Annotated in this window: 17 protein-coding genes; 11 read left to right on the top strand and 6 right to left on the bottom strand. The window is 70.2% G+C overall.

The annotated features are described in order from the left end of the window. Positions 1 to 91 precede the first annotated feature (91 nt). Positions 92 to 1,351: an FAD-binding protein gene (locus tag AC2D10_RS13675; RefSeq protein ID WP_484708447.1), complete on the bottom strand. Its 1,260-nt coding sequence runs from the start codon at positions 1,349 to 1,351 to the stop codon at positions 92 to 94. A 78-nt stretch (positions 1,352 to 1,429) separates the two neighbouring features. Between AC2D10_RS13675 and AC2D10_RS13670 the strand changes: the two genes are divergently transcribed. The 5 genes from AC2D10_RS13670 (at position 1,430) to arfA (ending at position 7,802) form a co-directional block, all read left to right on the top strand. After that, on the top strand, positions 1,430 to 2,476 hold the full coding sequence (locus AC2D10_RS13670; RefSeq protein ID WP_484708445.1) for a LacI family DNA-binding transcriptional regulator: 1,047 nt from the start codon (positions 1,430 to 1,432) through the stop codon (positions 2,474 to 2,476). Positions 2,477 to 3,014: 538 nt separating this feature from the next. Continuing rightward, positions 3,015 to 4,352: an extracellular solute-binding protein gene (locus tag AC2D10_RS13665; RefSeq protein WP_484708444.1), complete on the top strand. Its 1,338-nt coding sequence runs from the start codon at positions 3,015 to 3,017 to the stop codon at positions 4,350 to 4,352. After that, positions 4,349 to 5,308 (top strand): carbohydrate ABC transporter permease, encoded by a 960-nt coding sequence (locus tag AC2D10_RS13660; protein ID WP_484708443.1) that lies wholly within the window; start codon positions 4,349 to 4,351, stop codon positions 5,306 to 5,308. The genes AC2D10_RS13665 and AC2D10_RS13660 overlap by 4 nt, the downstream gene beginning before the upstream one ends. Next, complete coding sequence (locus tag AC2D10_RS13655) at positions 5,308 to 6,219, top strand: carbohydrate ABC transporter permease (protein WP_484708442.1); 912 nt, start codon at positions 5,308 to 5,310, stop codon at positions 6,217 to 6,219. Before AC2D10_RS13660 ends, AC2D10_RS13655 begins: the two co-directional genes overlap by 1 nt. A 47-nt stretch (positions 6,220 to 6,266) precedes the next feature. Further along, positions 6,267 to 7,802 carry an arabinosylfuranosidase ArfA gene (arfA, locus tag AC2D10_RS13650; RefSeq protein WP_484708440.1) on the top strand — a complete coding sequence of 512 codons (1,536 nt, stop codon included), beginning with the start codon at positions 6,267 to 6,269 and terminating at the stop codon, positions 7,800 to 7,802. Between the two features lie 136 nt (positions 7,803 to 7,938). Here the strand turns inward: arfA and AC2D10_RS13645 are convergent, their stop codons facing one another. The 5 genes from AC2D10_RS13645 to AC2D10_RS13625 form a co-directional block, all read right to left on the bottom strand. Next, positions 7,939 to 9,129 (bottom strand): bifunctional 2-methylcitrate synthase/citrate synthase, encoded by a 1,191-nt coding sequence (locus tag AC2D10_RS13645; protein ID WP_484708439.1) that lies wholly within the window; start codon positions 9,127 to 9,129, stop codon positions 7,939 to 7,941. A gap of 77 nt (positions 9,130 to 9,206) precedes the next feature. Further along, positions 9,207 to 10,115 (bottom strand): methylisocitrate lyase, encoded by a 909-nt coding sequence (gene prpB / locus AC2D10_RS13640; RefSeq protein ID WP_484708437.1) that lies wholly within the window; start codon positions 10,113 to 10,115, stop codon positions 9,207 to 9,209. A 145-nt stretch (positions 10,116 to 10,260) separates the two neighbouring features. After that, positions 10,261 to 11,787, bottom strand: coding sequence for an MmgE/PrpD family protein (locus tag AC2D10_RS13635; RefSeq protein WP_484708436.1), 1,527 nt, complete (start codon positions 11,785 to 11,787; stop codon positions 10,261 to 10,263). Between the two features lies 1 nt (position 11,788). Further along, positions 11,789 to 12,451: a GntR family transcriptional regulator gene (locus AC2D10_RS13630; RefSeq protein WP_484708435.1), complete on the bottom strand. Its 663-nt coding sequence runs from the start codon at positions 12,449 to 12,451 to the stop codon at positions 11,789 to 11,791. A 55-nt stretch (positions 12,452 to 12,506) separates the two neighbouring features. After that, complete coding sequence (locus tag AC2D10_RS13625) at positions 12,507 to 13,460, bottom strand: EamA family transporter (RefSeq protein WP_484708434.1); 954 nt, start codon at positions 13,458 to 13,460, stop codon at positions 12,507 to 12,509. Between the two features lie 39 nt (positions 13,461 to 13,499). Between AC2D10_RS13625 and AC2D10_RS13620 the strand changes: the two genes are divergently transcribed. From AC2D10_RS13620 to AC2D10_RS13595, 6 genes are all read left to right on the top strand, one after another. After that, positions 13,500 to 14,036, top strand: coding sequence for a CGNR zinc finger domain-containing protein (locus tag AC2D10_RS13620; RefSeq protein ID WP_484708433.1), 537 nt, complete (start codon positions 13,500 to 13,502; stop codon positions 14,034 to 14,036). Between the two features lie 304 nt (positions 14,037 to 14,340). Next, positions 14,341 to 14,919 carry a glucose-6-phosphate isomerase family protein gene (locus tag AC2D10_RS13615; protein ID WP_484708432.1) on the top strand — a complete coding sequence of 193 codons (579 nt, stop codon included), beginning with the start codon at positions 14,341 to 14,343 and terminating at the stop codon, positions 14,917 to 14,919. 9 nt (positions 14,920 to 14,928) lie between these two features. Next, on the top strand, positions 14,929 to 16,419 hold the full coding sequence (xylB, locus tag AC2D10_RS13610) for a xylulokinase (protein ID WP_484708431.1): 1,491 nt from the start codon (positions 14,929 to 14,931) through the stop codon (positions 16,417 to 16,419). Next, on the top strand, positions 16,419 to 17,384 hold the full coding sequence (locus tag AC2D10_RS13605; RefSeq protein ID WP_484708429.1) for a phosphoglycerate dehydrogenase: 966 nt from the start codon (positions 16,419 to 16,421) through the stop codon (positions 17,382 to 17,384). Before xylB ends, AC2D10_RS13605 begins: the two co-directional genes overlap by 1 nt. After that, positions 17,381 to 18,313 (top strand): shikimate dehydrogenase family protein, encoded by a 933-nt coding sequence (locus tag AC2D10_RS13600; protein ID WP_484708428.1) that lies wholly within the window; start codon positions 17,381 to 17,383, stop codon positions 18,311 to 18,313. The genes AC2D10_RS13605 and AC2D10_RS13600 overlap by 4 nt, the downstream gene beginning before the upstream one ends. Then, complete coding sequence (locus AC2D10_RS13595) at positions 18,310 to 19,287, top strand: phosphotriesterase family protein (RefSeq protein WP_484708427.1); 978 nt, start codon at positions 18,310 to 18,312, stop codon at positions 19,285 to 19,287. Before AC2D10_RS13600 ends, AC2D10_RS13595 begins: the two co-directional genes overlap by 4 nt. Positions 19,288 to 19,332 lie beyond the last annotated feature (45 nt).

Genomic DNA, 19,332 nt, shown 5'->3' with positions numbered 1-19,332 from the left:
CCTCGCGGGCGGCGGGGCGGCGCGAACTGCGACCGGAACGGGCGGAGCCGCGGCAGGGCGGCGCGAACTGCGACCGGAAGCCCGGCCGGGGCTACAGGCCGAGACGCTCCAGGTACGGGTTCACCAGCCGGCGCTCGGGGTCGAAGCGCGCGGCGAGAGCGGCGAAGTCGTCGAACCGCGCATACCGCGAGCGCGTCTCGGCGGCGTCGAGCGTCGACACCTTGCCCCAGTGCGGGCGGGCGGTGGGCGGCAGAGCCGCCTCGATCGTGGGGAGCAGGGCGCGCACCGCGGCCTCGTCGGGCTTCCAGGTGAAGTGGATGCCGACGGCGTCGGTCTCGAACGACGAGCTCAGCCACAGGTCGTCGGCGCGCACGGTGCGGATCTCGTTCACGAGCAGCAGCGGGGCGATCTGGCCGGCGAGCGTGCGCACGGCCTGGATCGCCGCGACCGCGTCGGCGCGCGGAACGAGGTATTCGCTCTGGATCTCGGCGCCGGCGGACGGCGTGAACGCGAGTTGGAAGTGCGGGAGTCGCTCGAACCACGGCCCCGGGACGCCGCCCTGATCCGTGCAGGCGATCGGGTCGACGCCGAGGATCGGATGCCGCTTGCTCACCGCCGCTTCGGCGCCGAGACTCTCGAACAGCGATTCGCGCGCCGCCTCCCGCGCTTCCGGCTGCCGCTGCTTGACCCAGATCTGGTCGGCGATGTCGGTGCGCTGCCAGGTCGAGAAGATGCTGACGCTCGTGCCGATCCCGGTCACCGCATCGAGGTCGGCGAGGATCGAGTCCCAGTCCGGATGCTCGAACACGTGCTGCGCGACCGTGTAGGTCGGCTCCACGTCGAGGGTCACGTCGACGACCGCGCCCAGCGCGCCGAGGCTGACGACCGCACCGTCGAAGTCGTCGTCGCCCCGCGTCAGTTCACGGGTCTCGCCGGAAGGGGTGATGATAGTGAGCGCCCGAACCGCGCTCGCGAGCGAGCCGATCGCGTCGCCGGAGCCATGGGTGCCGGTGGCCACCGCGCCGGCCACCGAGATGTGCGGCAGCGAGGCGAGGTTCGCCAGCGCGAGCCCCTCGGCCTCGAGCAGAGGAGCGATGTCGCCGTAGCGGAGCCCGCCCGCCACCCGCACGGAGTCACGGTTCCGGCCGACCTCGAACGTCGCCGGCATCCGATCCAGCGCGATGAGCACGCCCTCGGTGTCGGCGATGTCGTTGAAGCAGTGCCGCGACCCCAGCATCCGCACCGGGCCTCGGATGGCGAGCTGCGTCTGCAGCTCATCGATCGATGACGGATGCTCGACCCGTGCTGCCCGGTATGCGAGGTTGCCCGCCCAATTGCGTTCGATGCCCATGGCGCCATGATAGCCACGGGCCGCGGCTCTACATCGTGGCAGTCCTGCCGTGACGGGCCTGCGAGCTAGGCTGACCGGATGACGACGATGCCGCCGCGCCGCGCGACGATGAAGGATGTCGCCGCGCTCGCCGGGGTGTCGCCGAAGACCGTCTCGAACGTCGTGACCCGCTCCGTCCCGGTGAACGAGGCGACCCGCCTCAAGGTCGACGCGGCGATGGCTCAGCTCGACTTCGTGCCCAATCTCAGCGCCCGCGGACTCCGCAAGGGACGCTCGGGCATCATCGCCGTCGCCCTGCCCGATCTCGCCACCGCCTTCTCGGCCGAACTCGTGCACCGCATCGTCGAGGCCGCACACGACCGGGGCCTCGCCGTGCAGGTGGAGGAGACGGCATCCGATCCCGAACGCGAGAAGGAACTGGTCTCCCGCGCACGCGCACACCTCGTCGACGGGCTGATCCTGAACCCGATCCGCCTCGAGGACAGCGTGCTGAAGTACGCCGACCGCCTGCCGCCCCTGGTGGTCATCGGCGAGGTCGAGCAGAATCGCGCCGACCACGTGCGCATCGACAGCCGGATGGCGGCGGCTGACGCGACCCGGCACGTGCTCTCGCGCGGAGCGACGCGCATCGCGGTGGTCGGCGCCGACGATGATCCCGCCGTCGCGACGGCCACGAGCCGGCTGCGTCTCGAGGGCGTGCACGATGCACTCCGCGAGGCCGGCATCGCCCGTGATCCCGCGCTCGAGATCAACCGCCTGCCGTGGTCAATGGCCGGCGGGGCCGATGCGGTGCGCGCCCTGCTGGCACGGCGCGTGGCGTTCGATGCGATCGTGGCGTTCACCGACTCGCTGGCGCTGGGTGCCATGCACACGCTGCACGACAACGGCATCCGCGTGCCCGACGACGTGATCGTCACCGGCTTCGACGACGTCGAGTTCTCGAAGTACACGTCCCCCGCGCTCACCTCGATCGCGTTCGATCGACAGGCGTTCGCGGTCGCCGCCCTCGGCCTGCTCGAGACGCGGATGGACGACCGCGCCGCACCGCCGCGCTCCCTCACGCTCTCGCATCGCCTGCTCGAGCGTGCGAGCACCCGCGGCCGCCCCGCCGGCTATCGCCCCTGACGCGCGTCCCCGCGTCCGCCCCGCACGCCCCCCGTCCCGCGCCGTACCCCCAACCTCCGCCCCCCAACCTTCGCCGAGTGCACGGCATCCCGTCGAGTGCACGGCTTCCTGGCGCGAATACCCCGTGCAGTCGACAGCATCCCGTGCACTCGGCGAGCAGATTCTGGGGGCGGGCAGTATCCCGTGCACTCGGCGGCGGATGCTGCGCGCGCAGCGGGCAGCATCCGCCGCCCATCCCCCGCCGCTTGCGGTCGCACTTCGTGCCGTCCCCGGGGGCGACGGGCGGCAGCAACTGCGACCGGAACCCCGGAGGGCGGATGCCCGGCGGCAGGAACTGCGACCGGAACCCCGGAGGGCGGATGCCGGACGGCAGGAACTGCGACCGGAACCCGGAACCCCGGAGGGCGGATGCCGGGCGGCAGGAACTGCGACCGGAACCAGGAACCCCGGGACCCGGATGCCGCACCCCACCTCTTGCGCACCGATTACATCGATGTAATGATGAGGTCATCCACCTCACGGTCACGAAGGAGTGACGATGACGCCCCCGCTCGATCTGTCCCGCAGGCAGTTCCTGACTGCCGCATCACTCGCCGCCGGCACGGCTTTCCTCGCCGGCTGCGCCCCCGGAGCCGTCCTCGGCTCCCGCACCGAGACCCTGCAGTTCTGGCATCTGCTCTCCGGCGGTGACGGCGTCACCATGTCGGCGCTGCTCGACGAGGTGAACGGCGCCCAGTCGGCGTTCGCCATCCGCCCCACGGTGCTCGCGTGGGGAACCCCGTACTACACGAAGCTTGCGATGGCGGGTGCCGGAGGCCGCGCGCCCGATGTGGCGATCATGCACGCCACCCGCACGGTGGGCTGGGCACCCGGCGGCCTGCTCGACCCGTGGGACGTCGACCGCCTCGCCGAACTCGGCGTGGATGAGTCGACCTTCCCGAAGCCCATCTGGGAGAAGGGCTTCGTCGGCGAGAACATGTACAGCGTCGCCCTCGACGCCCACCCGTTCGTCCTCATGTTCAACACCGACATCTGCGACGCGGCGGGCGTGCTCGACTCCGACGGCCGCCTGCAGGAGACCACCTCGCCCGAAGAGTTCCTCGAGCAGCTGCGAGCCGTCGGCGGCGCGGCCCCCGATCACGCACTCTCGTTCGGATACCTCGGCGACGGCGCGCAGATGTGGCGGCTCTTCTACGGGCTGTACGCCCAGCACGGACTCGCCATCGAACTGCCGATCGGCGGCAAGGCCGTGATCGACAAGGAGGCGGCGGTCGAGTCGCTCACCTTCATGCAGACGCTGCTCGACGGCGAGATCGCCGCCGCCCAGAACGACTACGGCAGCGCGATCGCCGAGTTCGCGACCGGCAAGAGCGGCATGCTCATGACCGGCGTGTGGGAGCTGCGCACCATGCAGGGCGCCGAGCTCCCGTTCGACGCGACGATGATCCCGACGCTCTACGGCACTCCCGCCGTGTACGCCGACTCGCACTCGTTCGTGCTGCCGCACCAGATGAACGCCGACCCCGCACGGCGCGATCTGACCTATCAGTTCGTGGCCGACATGCTCAAGGGATCGTTCCCGTGGGCCGAGGCCGGACACGTGCCGGCGTTCCTGCCCGTCACCTCCTCCCCCGAGTACGACGACCTCGTCCCCCAGGCGCACTACGCCGAAGCCGCCGAGTACGTCGTCTACGACCCCACCGCGTGGTTCACCGGATCCGGGTCGAGCTTCCAGAGCGAGTTCGGAGCCGCCGTGCAGGGCGTGCTGCTGAACGGCGCCGACCCGGCCGAGGCGATCGATCGCTTCGAAGCCCGCATCAACACGCTGCTCTCCCAGCCGAATCCGGCCGACCCCGAGGGGACGTTCGCCTCATGACCACCGCACCGACGCGCGACGCCGACGCCACGCGTACCATCGTCACCGGCAAGCCGGGTGACTTCCGCGACCGCCGCATCGCAGGCAGCGGCCGCGACCAGCTCGTGAGCTGGGCGTTCCTCGCCCCGTTCCTGATCGCCTTCGTGCTGTTCCTGGCCTGGCCGATCATCCACGGCATCTACCTCAGCTTCACCGACCAGTCCCTCACCGGCGCCGGCGGATCGTTCATCGGCTTTGCGAACTACGCCGAGGCGCTCGGCGATCCGGTCATGTGGCGATCGATGTGGAACACGGTCTGGTTCACGCTGCTCTCCACCGTCCCGCTCGTCGCGATCGCGCTGATCATGGCGGCACTCGTCGACCGCGGTCTTCCCGGGCAGTGGCTCTGGCGGCTGTCGTTCTTCATGCCGTACCTGCTCGCCTCGACCGTGATCTCGCAGATCTGGGTCTGGATCTTCAACCCGCAGGTCGGCGCCGCCAACAACATCCTCGCGTTCTTCGGCCTCGAGCCCCTGGCCTGGCTGCAGAACCCCGAGACCAACATGCTGTCGATCGTCATCGCGACGGTCTGGTGGACGGTCGGGTTCAACTTCCTGCTCTACCTCGCCGCGATGCAGAACATCCCGCCGCAGCAGTACGAGGCGGCATCGCTCGACGGCGCGAGCGCCTGGCGCCAGTTCTGGTCGATCACCCTTCCGCAGCTCGGACCGGCGACCGTGCTGATCCTGATCCTGCAGATCCTCGCCTCTCTGAAGCTGTTCGATCAGGCGTACCAGATGCTCGGGGGCGTCGCGAGCGACACCACCCGCTCGATCGTGCAGTACATCTACGAGGCCGGATTCGTGAGCTACCGCTTCGGATACTCGGCCGCCATCTCGTACGTCTTCTTCGCTCTCATCGTCGTCATCGGCGTGACGCAGGCCCTGGTGTCGCGTCGCCGGAAGGAGCAGCACTGATGTCCTCCGCCACCCTCACCCACACCGAGACGGTCACCACCGCGAAGACGCGGGCTCCGCGCCGCACCCACCTCCCCGGCCAGAAGCCGTTCGGCCCCCTGCGCGTCGTCGCGTTCGTCGTGCTGGCGCTCCTCGCTCTCGGCTGGTTGCTGCCGTTCCTCTGGGCGATCGCGACCGCCTTCAAGACCGAGACGGATGCCGCGTCCGGCGACCCGGGCTGGATCGGTGCGAGCGGTCCGACGACCGACGCGTTCACCGCGATCCTCTCGCAGGGCAACGTCTACACGTGGGCGTTCAACAGCCTGTGGACCTCGGTCGCCGTCACACTGATCACGCTGACGATCTCGGCACTCGCGGCCTACGCCTTCTCGCGTCTCGAATTCCGCGGACGCAAGTGGCTGTTCGTCGTCATCATCGCCTCGATCGTGGTGCCGCCGCAGGTGCTGATCATCCCGCTGTTCTACGAGATGCTCGCCTTCAACATGATCGACACCTACTGGGGTCTGATCCTGCCGCAGGTCGTCGCGCCGGCGATGGTGTTCATTTTGAAGCGGTTCTTCGACGCGGTCCCGATCGAGCTCGAAGACGCCGCCCGCGTCGACGGCGCCGGGCGTCTGCGCATCTTCTGGTCGATCGTGCTGCCGCTGTCGCGCCCGATCCTCGCGTCGGTGGCGATCTTCGTGTTCATCAGCGCGTGGAACAACTTCCTCTGGCCGTTCCTCGTCATCAACGACACCACCCTGATGACGCTGCCGGTCGGACTCCAGACGGTGATCAGCGCGTACGGCGTGCAGTACGCCCAGGTCATGGCGCAGGCCGTGCTCGCGGCGCTGCCGCTGATCGTCGTGTTCATGATCTTCCAGAAGCAGATCGTCAAGGGAGTCGCGACGAGCGGCTTCGGCGGTCAGTGATCCGCAGCATCCTTCCCCCACCCCACGGCCCACTCATGAGGAGAGCAATGTCTCAGGCCCGCATCACCATCGACCGCGACTTCACCATCGCCGACGTCCCCCGCAGACTCTTCGGGTCATTCGTCGAGCACATGGGGCGCTGCGTGTACACCGGCATCTACGAGCCGGGGCACCCGCAGGCCGACGAGCGCGGCTTCCGTCAGGACGTACTCGCCCTGGTGAAGGAGATGGGTCCGACCGTGATCCGCTACCCCGGCGGCAACTTCGTCTCGGGGTATCGGTGGGAGGACGGCGTGGGTCCGGCCGAGGACCGCCCGGTGCGCATCGACGGCGCCTGGCACACGATCGAGACCAACGCCTTCGGTCTGCACGAGTTCATGGAGTGGTCGAAGGAGGCCGACGTCGAGGTGATGGAGGCGATCAACCTCGGCACCCGCGGCGTCGAGGAGGCCCGCGCCCTCGTCGAGTACGCCAACCACCCCAGTGGCACCTACTGGTCGGACCTGCGCCGCAAGAACGGCGCCGAGCAGCCCTTCGACATCAAGCTGTGGTGCCTGGGCAACGAGCTCGACGGCCCGTGGCAGATCGGCGGCAAGACGGCGGCCGAGTACGGACGCCTGGCGCAGGAGTCCGCGAAGGCGATGAAGCTGGTCGACCCGTCGATCGAGCTCGTGGCCGTCGGCTCGTCGAGCCGCTCGATGCCGACGTTCGGGTCGTGGGAGCACACCGTGCTCACGCATGCGTACGACGAGGTCGACTTCGTCTCGATGCACGCGTACTACCAGGAGCACGACGGCGACGCCGAGTCGTTCCTCGCCGAGTCCACCGACATGGACGCGTTCATCGACGGCGTGATCGCCACGGTCGACGCGGTCAAGGCGGCCGGCAAGCACACCAAGCAGATCGATCTCTCGTTCGACGAGTGGAACGTCTGGGACCAGGTGAAGTACAACGACGTCGAGGCGAAGGAGATCGAGAGGGCCGGGTGGCGACAGCATCCGCGTCTGATCGAGGACACCTATAACGTGACCGATGCCGTCGTCGTCGGCACGCTGCTGAACAGCCTGCTGCGCCACGGCGACCGGGTGAAGATCGCCAACCAGGCGCAGCTCGTGAACGTGATCGCGCCGATCCGCTCGGAGGAGGGCGGGGCCGCGTGGCGCCAGACGAGCTTCTGGCCGTTCGAGCGGATGGCACGCCTGGCGAAGGGGCGCATCCTGCGCCTGGCGGTGTCGGCGCCGCAGATCGAGACGAAGCGCTACGGCGGAGTCGACGCGGTCGACGCGGCCGCGACGTGGGACGAGGAGACCGGACGCCTGGTCGTCTTCGTGGCGAACCGCTCACTCGACGAGGCGAACGACCTCACGATCGACCTGCACGGGCTCGGCGACGTGCGCCTGCGCCAGGCCGAGACGCTGACGATTCCCGAGGGCGGAGACCGGCACACCTCGAACCTCGAGACCACGCCCGACAGTGTGCACATGGTGCCGCTCGGCGCGGCCGAGGTCGTGGGCGGCGCCGTACGCGCGACGCTCCCCCCGCTGTCGTGGTCGGTCATCGAGCTGGACGTCGCCCGCTCCTGACGCGATGTGAGTGCAGAAAGGCCCCGATGCTCTCGAGCATCGGGGCTTTTCGTGTGCGGGGCCTTTCGTGTGCGGCGCCCTTCGTGTGCGGCGCCTTTCGTGTGCGGCGCGCTTCGCGATCGGAGGGAGAGCCCAATCAGCCGGCGGCCTCCTCCGGGCGCTCGAGCACCTCGATCGCCGAGGTGTCGGGCTCGTACTCGTCGATGTGGCGCTCGTCGGGGCCGTCGTAGGCCGACAGCGGGCGGATCAGCGCGTTCGACGACTGCTGCTCGATGATGTGCGCGGTCCAGCCGGTGATCCGCGCAGCGACGAAGAGCGGCGTGAAGGTCAGCGTGTCGAACCCGATGAGGTTGTAGGCGGGTCCCGAGGGGTAGTCGAGGTTGGGGTAGATGCCCTTCCGCTCGACGAACTCGCTCTCGAGCTTCTCGTACAGCTCACCCACGGCGGGCTTGTCGTAGTGCTCGACCAGCGCGTCGAGCGCGGCCTTCATCGTCGGCACGCGCGAGTCGCCGCGCTTGTAGACGCGGTGCCCGAAGCCCATGATCTTGCGCTTCTCGGCGAGGGCCCTGTCGAGCCACGGCCCCACCTGGTCGGCCGTGCCGATCTCGTCGAAGATGTGCATGACGGCCTCGTTCGCACCGCCGTGCAGCGGACCCTTGAGGGCGCCGATGGCTCCGACGACTGCGGAATACAGGTCGCTGAGCGTCGAGGTGATCACGCGGGCGGTGAACGTCGAGGCGTTGAACGAGTGCTCCGCGTAGAGGACCATCGAACGGTTGAAGGCATCGACCACCGCAGGCTCGGGCTCCTCGCCGAAGGTCAGCCAGAGGAAGTTGGCGGCGTAGTCGAGGTCGTCGCGCGGCTCGAGCGCATCGAGACCCCGACGTCGGCGCTGCCCGTACGAGACGATCGCGGGGAGGGCGGCGAACAGCGTGAGGCTGCGCTCGAGGTTCTCCTCCGGCGTGCCCACGGCGTCGAGGACGTTCGCGATGCCGGCGGTCTCGATCGCGCCGATGACGCTCACGGCGGTGCGCACCTCGTCCATCGGATGCGAGTCGAGCGGCAACCGGTCGATCGCGTCTTTGACAGCCGGCGCGAGGGCGCGGTGCTGCCGCTCGACCAGCCGGAACGCCGCAAGCTCGTCGGCGCTCGGCAGCTCTCCGTTCCACAGCAGGTACGCGACCGCCTCGAACGGCTGCGTCGCCGCCAGCTCCTGCACCGGGTAGCCGCGGTACAGCAGGCTGTTCGTCTCGGGGTTGACCTTCGAGATCGCGGTCGTGTCGACGACGACGCCCGCGAGCCCCTTCTTGATGTCCGGCTCGGTCATGGTCACTCCTTCGTGTACTTCGACTCGGCGCTTCGCTGCTCGCTCAGCAACCGGGTCGGATGTCCGCTTCGCTGCGCTCAGCGACCGGTGTTGTCGACTGTGAAGTTGAAGACGCCCGAGTCGAAGTGGTTGTACGACTCGTAGTCGATCAGGTCGTAGAGATCGGCGCGGTGCTGCATCTCGCCGAGCTTCGAGGTCAGATGCCCCTCGTCGTTCAGCGTATCGAGCGCACGGTCCGCCGCGCCCATCGCCGTGCGCAGCAGCGACACCGGCCAGATGACGATGCTGACCCCGACGCTCTGCAGCTGCGCGGTCGAGAACAGCTCGCTCTTGCCGAACTCGGTCATGTTCGCCAGGATCGGCACGTCGAGGGCTGCGGCCATCGCCTCGAACTCCTCGAGGGTGCGCATGGCCTCGGGGAAGATCGCGTCGGCCCCGGCGTCGACCAGTGCCTTGGCGCGGTCGATCGCGGCATCCATCCCCTCGACGGCGCGGATGTCGGTGCGCGCCATGATGAGGAAGTTCTCGTCGCGGCGGGCGTCGGCGGCGGCCCGAATGCGCTTGACCGCCGTGTCCTCGTCGACCACGCTCTTGCCGTCGAGGTGTCCGCAGCGCTTCGGGTTGACCTGGTCTTCGATGTGGGCGCCGGCGAGACCTGCGTCCTCGAGCTCCTGGATCGTGCGGGCGACGTTCATCGGCTCACCGAACCCGGTGTCGGCGTCGACGATCGCGGGCAGGTCCGTCATGCGGGCGATCTGCTTCGCCCGCCCGGCGACCTCGGTCAGCGTGGTGAGGCCGATGTCGGGCAGGCCCAGGTCGGCGGCCAGCACCGCGCCCGAGATGTAGACGCCGTCGAAGCCCTTCTGCTCGATCAGGCGGGCGCTCAGCGGGTTGAACGCACCGGGGAAGCGCAGCAGCTCGCCGCTCGCGAGCCGCTCACGGAACAGGCGGCGCTTCTCGGCCGGCGTGACGGTGGAATACAGCATCAGAACAGTCCTCTCTCGCCGGCCGCGTTCATAACTCCGCAAGAACGGCCACCCTGGCGGCATCGGGCCCCGGAATCACGCGGGTCGCGCATCCGGGCCGCCAGATCTTGCTGAGTTGTGAACGCCGAGGCGCGGTGAGCCAGCATCAGAACAGTCCCTTGGGGGCGTCGGCGCCATCGAGCAGGCCCGGCTTCGCGACGATCGACAGCTCCGCGACCTCAGCGGCGGTCAGCTCGGGCAGCCGCTGCACGAGCGACAGGAACCGCTCGATCTCGGCCGACTCCAGCACGGGCTCGGCCAGCAGACGGAACTTCGCGATGTAGTTCTCGCGCGCGAACGGACGGGCGCCGAGCGGGTGGGCGTCGGCGACCGCGATCTCATCGACCACGGTGGTGCCGTCGGTGAGGCGGAACTCGACGCGGCCGCCGAACGCCTTCACGTCAGGGTCCTCGGAGTGGTAGCGGCGCGTCCATTCGGCGTCCTCAGCCGTGGTGATCTTGTGCCACAGCGCCACGGTGTCCTCCCGCGCGGCCCGAGACGGCGCGTACGAGTCGACGTGGTGCCAGCCGCCGTCCTGCAGCGCCACCGCGAAGATGTACGGGATCGAGTGGTCGAGCGTCTCACGCGAGGCGGTGGGGTCGTACTTCTGCGGGTCATTCGCTCCCGACCCGATCACGTAATGCGTGTGGTGGCTGGTGTGCAGCACGACCGCGTCGATGTTCGCGGGGTCGCGGAGCGCCGGATTCGCGGTGCCCAGCTTGCGGGCCAGGTCGATCCACGCCTGCGCCTGGTACTCGGCCGAGTGCTCCTTCGTGTACGAGTCGAGGATCGCGCGCTTCGGCTCGCCGGCCGCAGGCAGCGGCACCTCGTACGCGGCATCCTTGCCGTCGAGCATCCACGCGATCACGCCGTCTTCGCCTTCGTAGATCGGTGCGGGGCTGGTCTGGCCGCGCATCGCCCGATCGACCGCCTCGACGGCCATCTTGCCGGCGAAGGCGGGGGCGTGCGCCTTCCACGTCGAGATCTCGCCCTTGCGGCTCTGCCGTGTGGCGGTCGTGGTGTGCAGGCCCTGACCGACCGCCTGGTAGATCGTCTCGACGTCGAGGCCGAGCAAGGTGCCGATGCCGGCCGCGGCCGACGGGCCGAGGTGGGCGACGTGATCGATCTTGTGCTTGTGCAGGCAGATCGCCCGCACGAGGTCCATCTGGATCTCGTAGCCGGTGGCGATGGCACGCACGAGCGCGCGCCCGTCCTTGCCGGTGTGCTGGGCGACCGCGAGGATCGGCGGGATGTTGTCGCCCGGGTGCGAGTACTCCGCCGCGAGGAAGGTGTCGTGGTAGTCGAGCTCGCGCACGGCCACGCCGTTCGCCCACGCCGCCCACTCGGGGCTCGTGCGGTGATCGAGTGCCGCGCCGAAGAGGTTGGCGCCGGCGCCGCCGGTCGACACCGCGTGGCTGAAGGCCTGCGCGCGCGCCGCGTTGATGGGCGCGCGCGTGAGGGATGCCGCGGCGACCGACGCGTTGTCGATCAGGCGGTTGATGATCATGTCGACGACGTCGTGCTCCACCTCGACCGGGTCGGCGGCGACCTCGGCGATCTTCCAGGCGAGCTGGTCAGCGCGGTCGAGGTTCTCGTCGCTGCGGTGCACGCGGACGTGGTGGGTGACGGTCATTTCACACCTTCGGGGTCGGAGTCAGAGTGTCGAGGATGCCGATGAGGGCGTTGTGCAGGTGCACATGGGTGGCGTGGGCGGCCAGGTCGCCGTCGCGGGCGGCGAGCGCCTGCGCGATGGTGCGGTGCTCGGCGATGGATGCCGCGAGCCGCGTCGGCCGATCGCGCGCCATGCGCCGCACCCGGACAAGGTGCGTGCGGACGGTGCGGAGGGCCGAGGCGATGTAGTCGTTGTCGACGGCGGCGTCGAGGGCGGCGTCGAAGCGGGCGATCAGGGCGTAGTAGGCGTCGCGCCCGGCGGGGGCGGTGAGGTCGACGCGGCCGAACTCCTCGGCGAGGGCGGCGAACAGGGCGGCGTCTCCGCGGGCCGCGGCGAGACGCGCGGAGGTCTCCTCGAGCGCGCGACGGATCTCGAACAGGGCGCGGATGTCGTCGGCATCCAGATCCGCGACGACGGTGACGCGGGGGGACTGCTGCACGACGAGCCCGTCGGAAGCGAGTCGGCGGAGCGCTTCGCGCAGGGGCGTGCGGCTGACGCCGAGTCGCGCGGCCTGTTCGACCTCGCCGAGCACAGTGCCGGCCTGGAGCGACCCGGACTGGATGCCGTCGAGCAGAGCCGCGTATGCGCGATCGCCCGCGGTGGTGCGTTCGACGGAAAGGGTCACGCTGCTTAGCGTATACACAAACCGCGCTAAGTGGGGTATTCGTTCCCAACGAGCATCATTCTGTATACACCACGGGCGGCACCGGCTCCCCGAGCTTCACCACCACCACCCCCGCGAGCACGAGCGCCCCGCCGACCGCCTGAAGCGGTCCGGGAATCTGCCCGAGCAGCAGCCAGCCGAAGATCAGCGCGGCGACGACCTCGGCGAGCGCGACGAACGACGCCAGTCGCGATCCCAGCATCCGGGTCGAGGCGATGCCGAGCACATAGGCGAGCCCTGTCGCGAGCACCCCGATCGCGAGCACCGGCACGAACCACGGCACCGTGCCGAAGCGATAGGCGACGTTATCGGTGTTCCACGCGATCGGCACGACCCCCACGGCGCCCGCGACAGTCAGCCCGATCGCGCCGAGCAGCAGCCCGCTTCCGGCGAGAGCGAGCGGCGGGAGCCCCGTGTCGGCCCGCGCCGAGAGCACGAAATACGTCGCGGCACCGACCATCGCACCGAGTGCCCAGAGGATGCCGGCGCCGTTCACGCTCGCGCCGGTGAGGATGTCGAGCATGAGCACCAGCCCCACGAACGCGATGCCCGCACCCAGGATGCTGCGCCGGCTCGGACGCTCGCCCCGCCGGATCCAGAGCCACAGGATCACCGCGACCGGTGCCGTGTACTCGATCAGCAGTGCGATTCCGACGTCCATCACCGCGACGGCCTGGAAGTAGAACAGCTGCGTCGCCGTCACCGCGAGAAGTCCGTAGGCGGCGATCATGCCGGCGTTGCGCCGGAGCAGACCCCACCGCCCGCGCAGCGACACGATCGTGGGGATCAGCAGCACGAGCGCGGCCACCCAGATGCGCGCGGTCACGGCGGCACCCGGCGTCCATCCGGCGTCGATCAGTCCGCGCGCCCAGGCGCCCGACATCCCGAAGGCGACCGCGGCGCCGATCGCCAGCGGCAACCCGAGCCGCACGGTGCGGACGTTGCGTGTGTCATCGGCTACTGCGTTCATGAGATGTGACGCTACTCGCGTGCGATGTAAGATGTCAACATGATCTTCACGGATGACACGGAAGACGCGCTCCGCGCCGCCGTCTGGCTCGTCAACTCCGCGGAGGACCCCGAGACGCTGGCGACACTCGACGATCTCGACACCTTCCTCGCGACGTTCCCCTACACGGGCCGCCTCGACCGCGATGACACCGAGCTCGCCTCGCTCCGCACCCTGCGCCCGCGGCTGCGCGACATGCTGCTAGCCCCGCGCGACGACATGGCCGCGCACGTCAACAGCGCCCTCGCCGAGAGTCGCCTCACCCCGCGCCTCGCCCGCCACGGAGAGATGGACTGGCACCTGCACGCCGTCGCCGACGAGAACCCCCTCGCCGAGCGCGTGCTGATCGAGACCGCGATGTCGCTGATCGACGTCATCCGCGCCGATGAGGGCTCGCGCATCACCATCTGCGACGACGACAGCTGCGAGGCGCTCGCCCTCGACCTCTCGCGCAACCGCTCGAAGCGCTACTGCTCCACCGCATGCGCGAACCGCAACGCGGTCGCCGCCTACCGCGCCCGCCGCGCCACCACCTGACCCGCGCCTCGCGCCCGCCCCCGGCATCCCGCCCCGCACCCGCCCCGGCACCCCACCCCCGGCATCCCACCCCACCCCTCCGGTCGCACTTCGTGCCACCTCCCCGCCACCCCAGCGGCAGCAACTGCGACCGGAACACATCGACGCCCACCCGACACGACAGCAACTGCGACCGGAACCAGCTGAAGCACGAGCGCGACCCCGCTGGACGCCACCTGTCATCACAGGTATGCTCACTTGTTATTACAGGTTGCGCGCACGCTGTGGCGCGCGCGACGAGCACAGCCGCGCACGAGGAGCACCGATGCCCGAGTACCACACCCCGCCGATCTCTCCGATGGCGATCGCCTTCGATGCCGAGAAGCTCACGCTGTCGCCGGAGGGCCCGACTCTCACGCGACGCATGTCGGACCTCGAGGGCCTGTTCCTCGACGCGGATGCCTGGGCGACCGCCGCGCAGGGCGACGACCCGATCGTCTACACCGTCACCAGCTCCCCCGTGCCGGAGGTCGACCGCGAGCTCCCCCAGTCGATCACCACGATCATGCCCGGCGACACCGCCGGCGAGCTCTGGATGACCAAGGGCCACCAGCATCCCGACCACCAGGGCGAGATCTACCTGGCTCTGAAGGGCCGCGGCGGACTGCTGATGTTCGACGGCGAGCGCACCGAGTGGCTCGACATGCTGCCCGGCACGATCGGCTACATCCCCCCGGGCTGGGCGCACCGCTCGGTCAACACCGGTGACGAGCCCTATGCGTTCCTCGCGGTCTACCCCGGCGGCGCCGGCCACGACTACGGCTGGGTGCTCGAGCATGGCATGGGCTCGCGGGCGTACCGCAGCACCGACGGCGCGGTCGATCTGCGCCCCTACTCCGCCTGATCGCCGACCATGCTCATCGCGCACGACCTCGGCACCACGGGCAACAAGGCTTCGCTGCACCACTCCGACGGACGCCTCATCTCGGCCGTCACGGTGCCGTACCCGGCACACTTCGCCGCGGGCGGCGTCGCCGAGCAGAACCCCGAGGACTGGTGGGATGCCGTCGTCGAGGCCACCCGCGCCCTGCTGACGAAGACCGAGACGGCGCCGTCTGAGATCGCCGGTGTGGTGGTGGGCGGTCAGATGATGGGCGCCGTGCTGCTCGACGCCGACGGCATCCCGGCGCGTCCGGCGATCATCTGGGCCGACACCCGCTCGAGCGCGCAGCAGCGCGAGCTCGAGGCGGCGCTCGGTGCGAAGCACGCGTACGGCATCCTCGGCCACCGCCTGAACCCCACGTACTCGCTCGAGAAGATCATGTGGGTGCGCGACAACGAGCCCGACGTCTGGTCGCGCGTGCGGCGGGTGTGCGTCGCGAAGGACTTCATCGTGCTGCGCCTCACCGGCCGCCTCGCCACCGACCGCTCCGACGCGTCGGGCACCAACGCCTACGACCAGGCCACGGGCACGTGGTCCGACGAGGTGCTGCAGGCCGCGCGCCTCGACCCTGCGCTCTTCCCCGAGATCCTCGAGTCGACCGCGATCGCCGGCGCACTGACCGACGCCTCGGCCACCGCCCTGGGCCTGCACACGGGAGTGCGCGTGGTGATGGGCGGAGGTGACGGCCCGCTCGCCGCGGTCGGCTCGGGCATCGTCGCCCCCGAGGACGGCGCGTACGTGTGCCTGGGCACCTCGTCGTGGATCTCGTTCGCGGCGGATGCTCCGCTGCACGACCCCGCGATGCGCACCTTCACGTTCGACAATGTCGTGCCGGCATCCTTCGTGCCGACCGCCACCATGCAGGCCGGCGGCGCGTCGGTGCAGTGGATCGCCGAAGCCCTCTCTCCCGATCCCGCCCGCCCCGAGACCGGGCGACTCATCGCCGAGGCCGCGGGCGACGTCGACACCGAGGACCTGTACTTCCTGCCGTATCTGCTGGGCGAGCGCTCCCCGCACTGGGACCCCGACGCCCGCGGCGCCTTCATCGGCCTCGGACGCCACCACACCCGCGCCCACCTCATGCGCGCCGTGCTCGAGGGCACCGCGTTCAACCTGCTCACCTGCATCCAGGCGTTCCGCGCGGCGGGCGCGAGCATCGACCGGATCGACGCGGTCGGCGGCGGCGCGCAGAGCGACACGTACCTCTCTGTGCTCGCCGATGTCTGGGGCGTCCCGGTGCGGTGCCGCACGATCGTCGAGGAGGCCAACAGTCTCGGCGCCGCCGTCACCGGCGCCGTGGGCCTCGGGCTGGCCGAGTTCTCGGCGGCGCGAGCCCTGAGCGAGGTCACGGCGGAATTCACTCCGGATGCCGGTCGGCACGCCGTCTACGCTCAGCGTCACGCCCGCTTCGACGACGCGTACACCGCGCTCGCTCCCTGGTTCGCGGGAGCGCCGCGCTGATGGGTGTCATCCTCGTCACCAGCCGCTCGTTCTCGGACGGCGACCTCGACCTCGTCACCCGGGCGAGCCAGGCGGGGCACCGCATCCTCCGCGGGCCCGCGCACCACGATCTCGACGAGCTGCGCTCCCTGCTGCACGGCGCCGACGCGTGGATCGCCGGCACCGGCCCCATCACCGAGGAGCATCTGGGAGCCGCCCCGCGTCTGCGCGTCATCGCCCGGTACGGCGTGGGCACCGAGTCCGTCGATCTCGACGCCGCGCGTCGCCGCGGCATCCCCGTCACGAACACCCCCGGCGCCAACGCCGATGCCGTGGCCGATCACGCGATCGGGCTCATGCTCGGCGCGCTGCGGTTCGTGCCCGACGGCGATCGCCGGGTGCGCGACGGCGACTGGGCCGTGCGGCGAGGGCGCGAACTCGGCGCCGCCACGGTGGGGATCGTCGGCTTCGGCCGCATCGGTCAGGGCGTCGCGAAGCGGCTGAGCGGATTCGGCTCACGCGTGATCGCGGCCGACCCCTTCCTCTCTCCTGACGTCGTCCGCGCACACGGCGCCGAACCCGTCGACGTCGAGGCACTGTTCGGGGCGGCCGATCTGATCTCGCTCCATGCCCCGGGCGGACAGCTGCTCGTCGACGCCGCACGTCTGGCGGCGATGCCCCGCGGCGGCATCATCGTCAACACGGCCCGGGGTGACCTGATCGACGAGGCCGCGGTGGCCGAAGCTCTGCGCGACGGCGTCCTCGCCGGCTACGCCGCCGACACCCTGCACGGCGACACGGCAGCGAAAGACAGTCCGCTGCTCGCCGCTGACCTCGCCGACCGCGTGATCGTGACGCCGCACCTCGGCGCGCAGACCACGCAGGCCGTCGACAACATGGGCTCCCTGTCGCTCGACGACGTGATCGCCGTGCTCAAGGGCGCCGAGCCCGCCTACCCCGTCGCCGTCCCCCAGGAGACCCGATGACCTCGACACCCCCCTCCGGATACATGGGCTTCGTCGGTGTGAGCACCGCGTCATCCTCGATCATGCCGGTGTTCCCCCGCTGGGCCGACGTGCTCGGGTTGCCCACGCGTGAGCTCGTCGGGCATGACCTGCCGATGGATGCCACGCCCCAGCAGTACCGCGCGATGGTCGAGCAGATCCGCGACGACCCGAATCACCGCGGGGCCCTCGTCACGACGCACAAGATGAACGTGTACGCCGCGGCATCCGACCTGTTCGACGAGCTCGACCCGTTCGCGGTGTCGTGCAGCGAGGTCTCGAGCATCTCGAAGCGCGGCGACCGTCTGATCGGGCGCGCGAAGGATCCGCTGACGGTCGATCTCGCCCTGAACGACTTCCTGCCGCCCGACCACTTCGGGCGCACGGGAGCCGAGGTCGTGATTCTCGGCGCCGGCGGATCGGGCACCGCCCTCAGCTGGGCACTGGCCGAGCGGAAGGATGCACCGGCGCGCGTGACCGTCACGGCCCTCACCGACGATGCGCTCGAGCACCTGCGCGCCGTGCACGCGCAGCACGGCACGCCCGGCGACCTCATCCGGTACGTGCGCACCGATAGCCCAGCCGATGCCGCCGCCCTCGTCGCGGCCGCTCCCGCCGGCTCCCTCATCGTGAACGCCACCGGGCTCGGCAAGGACCGCCCGGGCTCGCCGCTCCCCGACGACGTGGTGTTCCCCGAGGACGCGTTCGTGTGGGAGTTCAACTACCGCGGATCGCTGGAGTTCCTCCACCAGGCGCGCGCGCAGGAGGCCGCGCGTTCGCTGCACGTGGTCGACGGCTGGCGCTACTTCATCCACGGGTGGTCGCAGGTGGTCGCCGACGTGTTCGAACTCGAGCTGACGCCTGCGATCGTGGAGCAGCTCGCCGACGCTGCGGAGTTCGCACGCCGATGATCCGCACCGTCCTCGGCGACATCGATCCAGCCCAGCTCGGCACGGTCGACTACCACGAGCATCTGTTCCAGGTCAGCCCGCTACTGCCCGGTGACGAGCTCGACGATGAGGAGCGCTCCGGCGCCGAGGCCGCCCTGCTGCGGGGCAGCGGCTTCGCGGCCATGATCGATGCGACCCCCTTCGGCCTCGGACGCGACCCCGAGGCCCTCGCGCGCATCAGCACCGCGACCGGGCTGCGCATCGTGGCCGCGACCGGGCGGCATCGCGAGGCGCACTACGCCCCCGAGCATCCGACGCGCCAGGCCGGCGTCGCCCAGCTGACCGCGCTCTTCGTGCACGACATCGTCGAGGGCATGCCGGTCGACGATGCCCATGTCGCGCCCGCGGCCGAGACGCCCGCGGCGGGTGCGCCGATCGCCCTCGATCCCACGGGTTCGCCGGTGCGTGCCGGACTCCTCAAGGGCGGCATCGACTACTGGCGCATCAGCGACTTCGAGCGCACGACGCTGCTCGCACTGGCCGCCGTACATCGCGCCACCGCGGTCCCGATCATGGTGCACCTGGAGTTCTGCACCGCCGCCCACGAGGTGCTTGACCTGCTGGAGGCCGAGGGCGTGGCCGCCGATCGGGTCGTGCTCGCCCACGCCGACCGCGATCCCGATGCGGGCCTGCATGCCTCCCTCGCCCAGCGTGGGGCGTACCTCGGTTACGACGGTGTGGCTCGCCCGCGCACCCGATCCGACGCCGAGCTGCTCGCACTGACCGCCGAGGTCGTCGCACGCGGCGCCGGCGATCGCATCCTGCTCGGCGGCGACGTGGCCCGTCGTACCCGGTACATCGCTTACGGCGGCATGCCGGGGCTCGCCTACCTCGGCGAGCGCTACCTGCCTCGGCTGCGCGCGCTGGTCGGCGATGCCGCCGTGGAGCGGATGCTGGTCGCCAACCCCGCGCGACTGCTCGCCCTCTCCCCCTGATTCCTCTCGCACTGATTCCGCGGGGAATCACCGGGGCCGGAATTC

It is taken from the genome of Microbacterium sp. PI-SA-G (genome assembly GCF_057215335.1).
Note: the sequence above shows the minus strand (reverse complement) of the source record. Positions and strands in the feature narration are given on the sequence as shown.

What these genes read in the sequence shown, in the direction of transcription:
- AC2D10_RS13615 (WP_484708432.1), top strand. Translation starts at nt 14,341, where the DNA reads ATGCCCGAGTACCACACCCCGCCGATCTCTCCGATGGCGATCGCCTTC.
- AC2D10_RS13625 (WP_484708434.1), bottom strand. Translation starts at nt 13,460, where the DNA reads ATGAACGCAGTAGCCGATGACACACGCAACGTCCGCACCGTGCGGCTC.
- AC2D10_RS13595 (WP_484708427.1), top strand. Translation starts at nt 18,310, where the DNA reads ATGATCCGCACCGTCCTCGGCGACATCGATCCAGCCCAGCTCGGCACG.
- AC2D10_RS13645 (WP_484708439.1), bottom strand. Translation starts at nt 9,129, where the DNA reads ATGACCGAGCCGGACATCAAGAAGGGGCTCGCGGGCGTCGTCGTCGAC.
- AC2D10_RS13665 (WP_484708444.1), top strand. Translation starts at nt 3,015, where the DNA reads ATGACGCCCCCGCTCGATCTGTCCCGCAGGCAGTTCCTGACTGCCGCA.
- AC2D10_RS13600 (WP_484708428.1), top strand. Translation starts at nt 17,381, where the DNA reads ATGACCTCGACACCCCCCTCCGGATACATGGGCTTCGTCGGTGTGAGC.
- AC2D10_RS13620 (WP_484708433.1), top strand. Translation starts at nt 13,500, where the DNA reads ATGATCTTCACGGATGACACGGAAGACGCGCTCCGCGCCGCCGTCTGG.
- prpB (WP_484708437.1), bottom strand. Translation starts at nt 10,115, where the DNA reads ATGCTGTATTCCACCGTCACGCCGGCCGAGAAGCGCCGCCTGTTCCGT.
- AC2D10_RS13635 (WP_484708436.1), bottom strand. Translation starts at nt 11,787, where the DNA reads ATGACCGTCACCCACCACGTCCGCGTGCACCGCAGCGACGAGAACCTC.
- AC2D10_RS13670 (WP_484708445.1), top strand. Translation starts at nt 1,430, where the DNA reads ATGACGACGATGCCGCCGCGCCGCGCGACGATGAAGGATGTCGCCGCG.
- AC2D10_RS13660 (WP_484708443.1), top strand. Translation starts at nt 4,349, where the DNA reads ATGACCACCGCACCGACGCGCGACGCCGACGCCACGCGTACCATCGTC.
- xylB (WP_484708431.1), top strand. Translation starts at nt 14,929, where the DNA reads ATGCTCATCGCGCACGACCTCGGCACCACGGGCAACAAGGCTTCGCTG.
- AC2D10_RS13675 (WP_484708447.1), bottom strand. Translation starts at nt 1,351, where the DNA reads ATGGGCATCGAACGCAATTGGGCGGGCAACCTCGCATACCGGGCAGCA.
- AC2D10_RS13605 (WP_484708429.1), top strand. Translation starts at nt 16,419, where the DNA reads ATGGGTGTCATCCTCGTCACCAGCCGCTCGTTCTCGGACGGCGACCTC.
- AC2D10_RS13655 (WP_484708442.1), top strand. Translation starts at nt 5,308, where the DNA reads ATGTCCTCCGCCACCCTCACCCACACCGAGACGGTCACCACCGCGAAG.
- arfA (WP_484708440.1), top strand. Translation starts at nt 6,267, where the DNA reads ATGTCTCAGGCCCGCATCACCATCGACCGCGACTTCACCATCGCCGAC.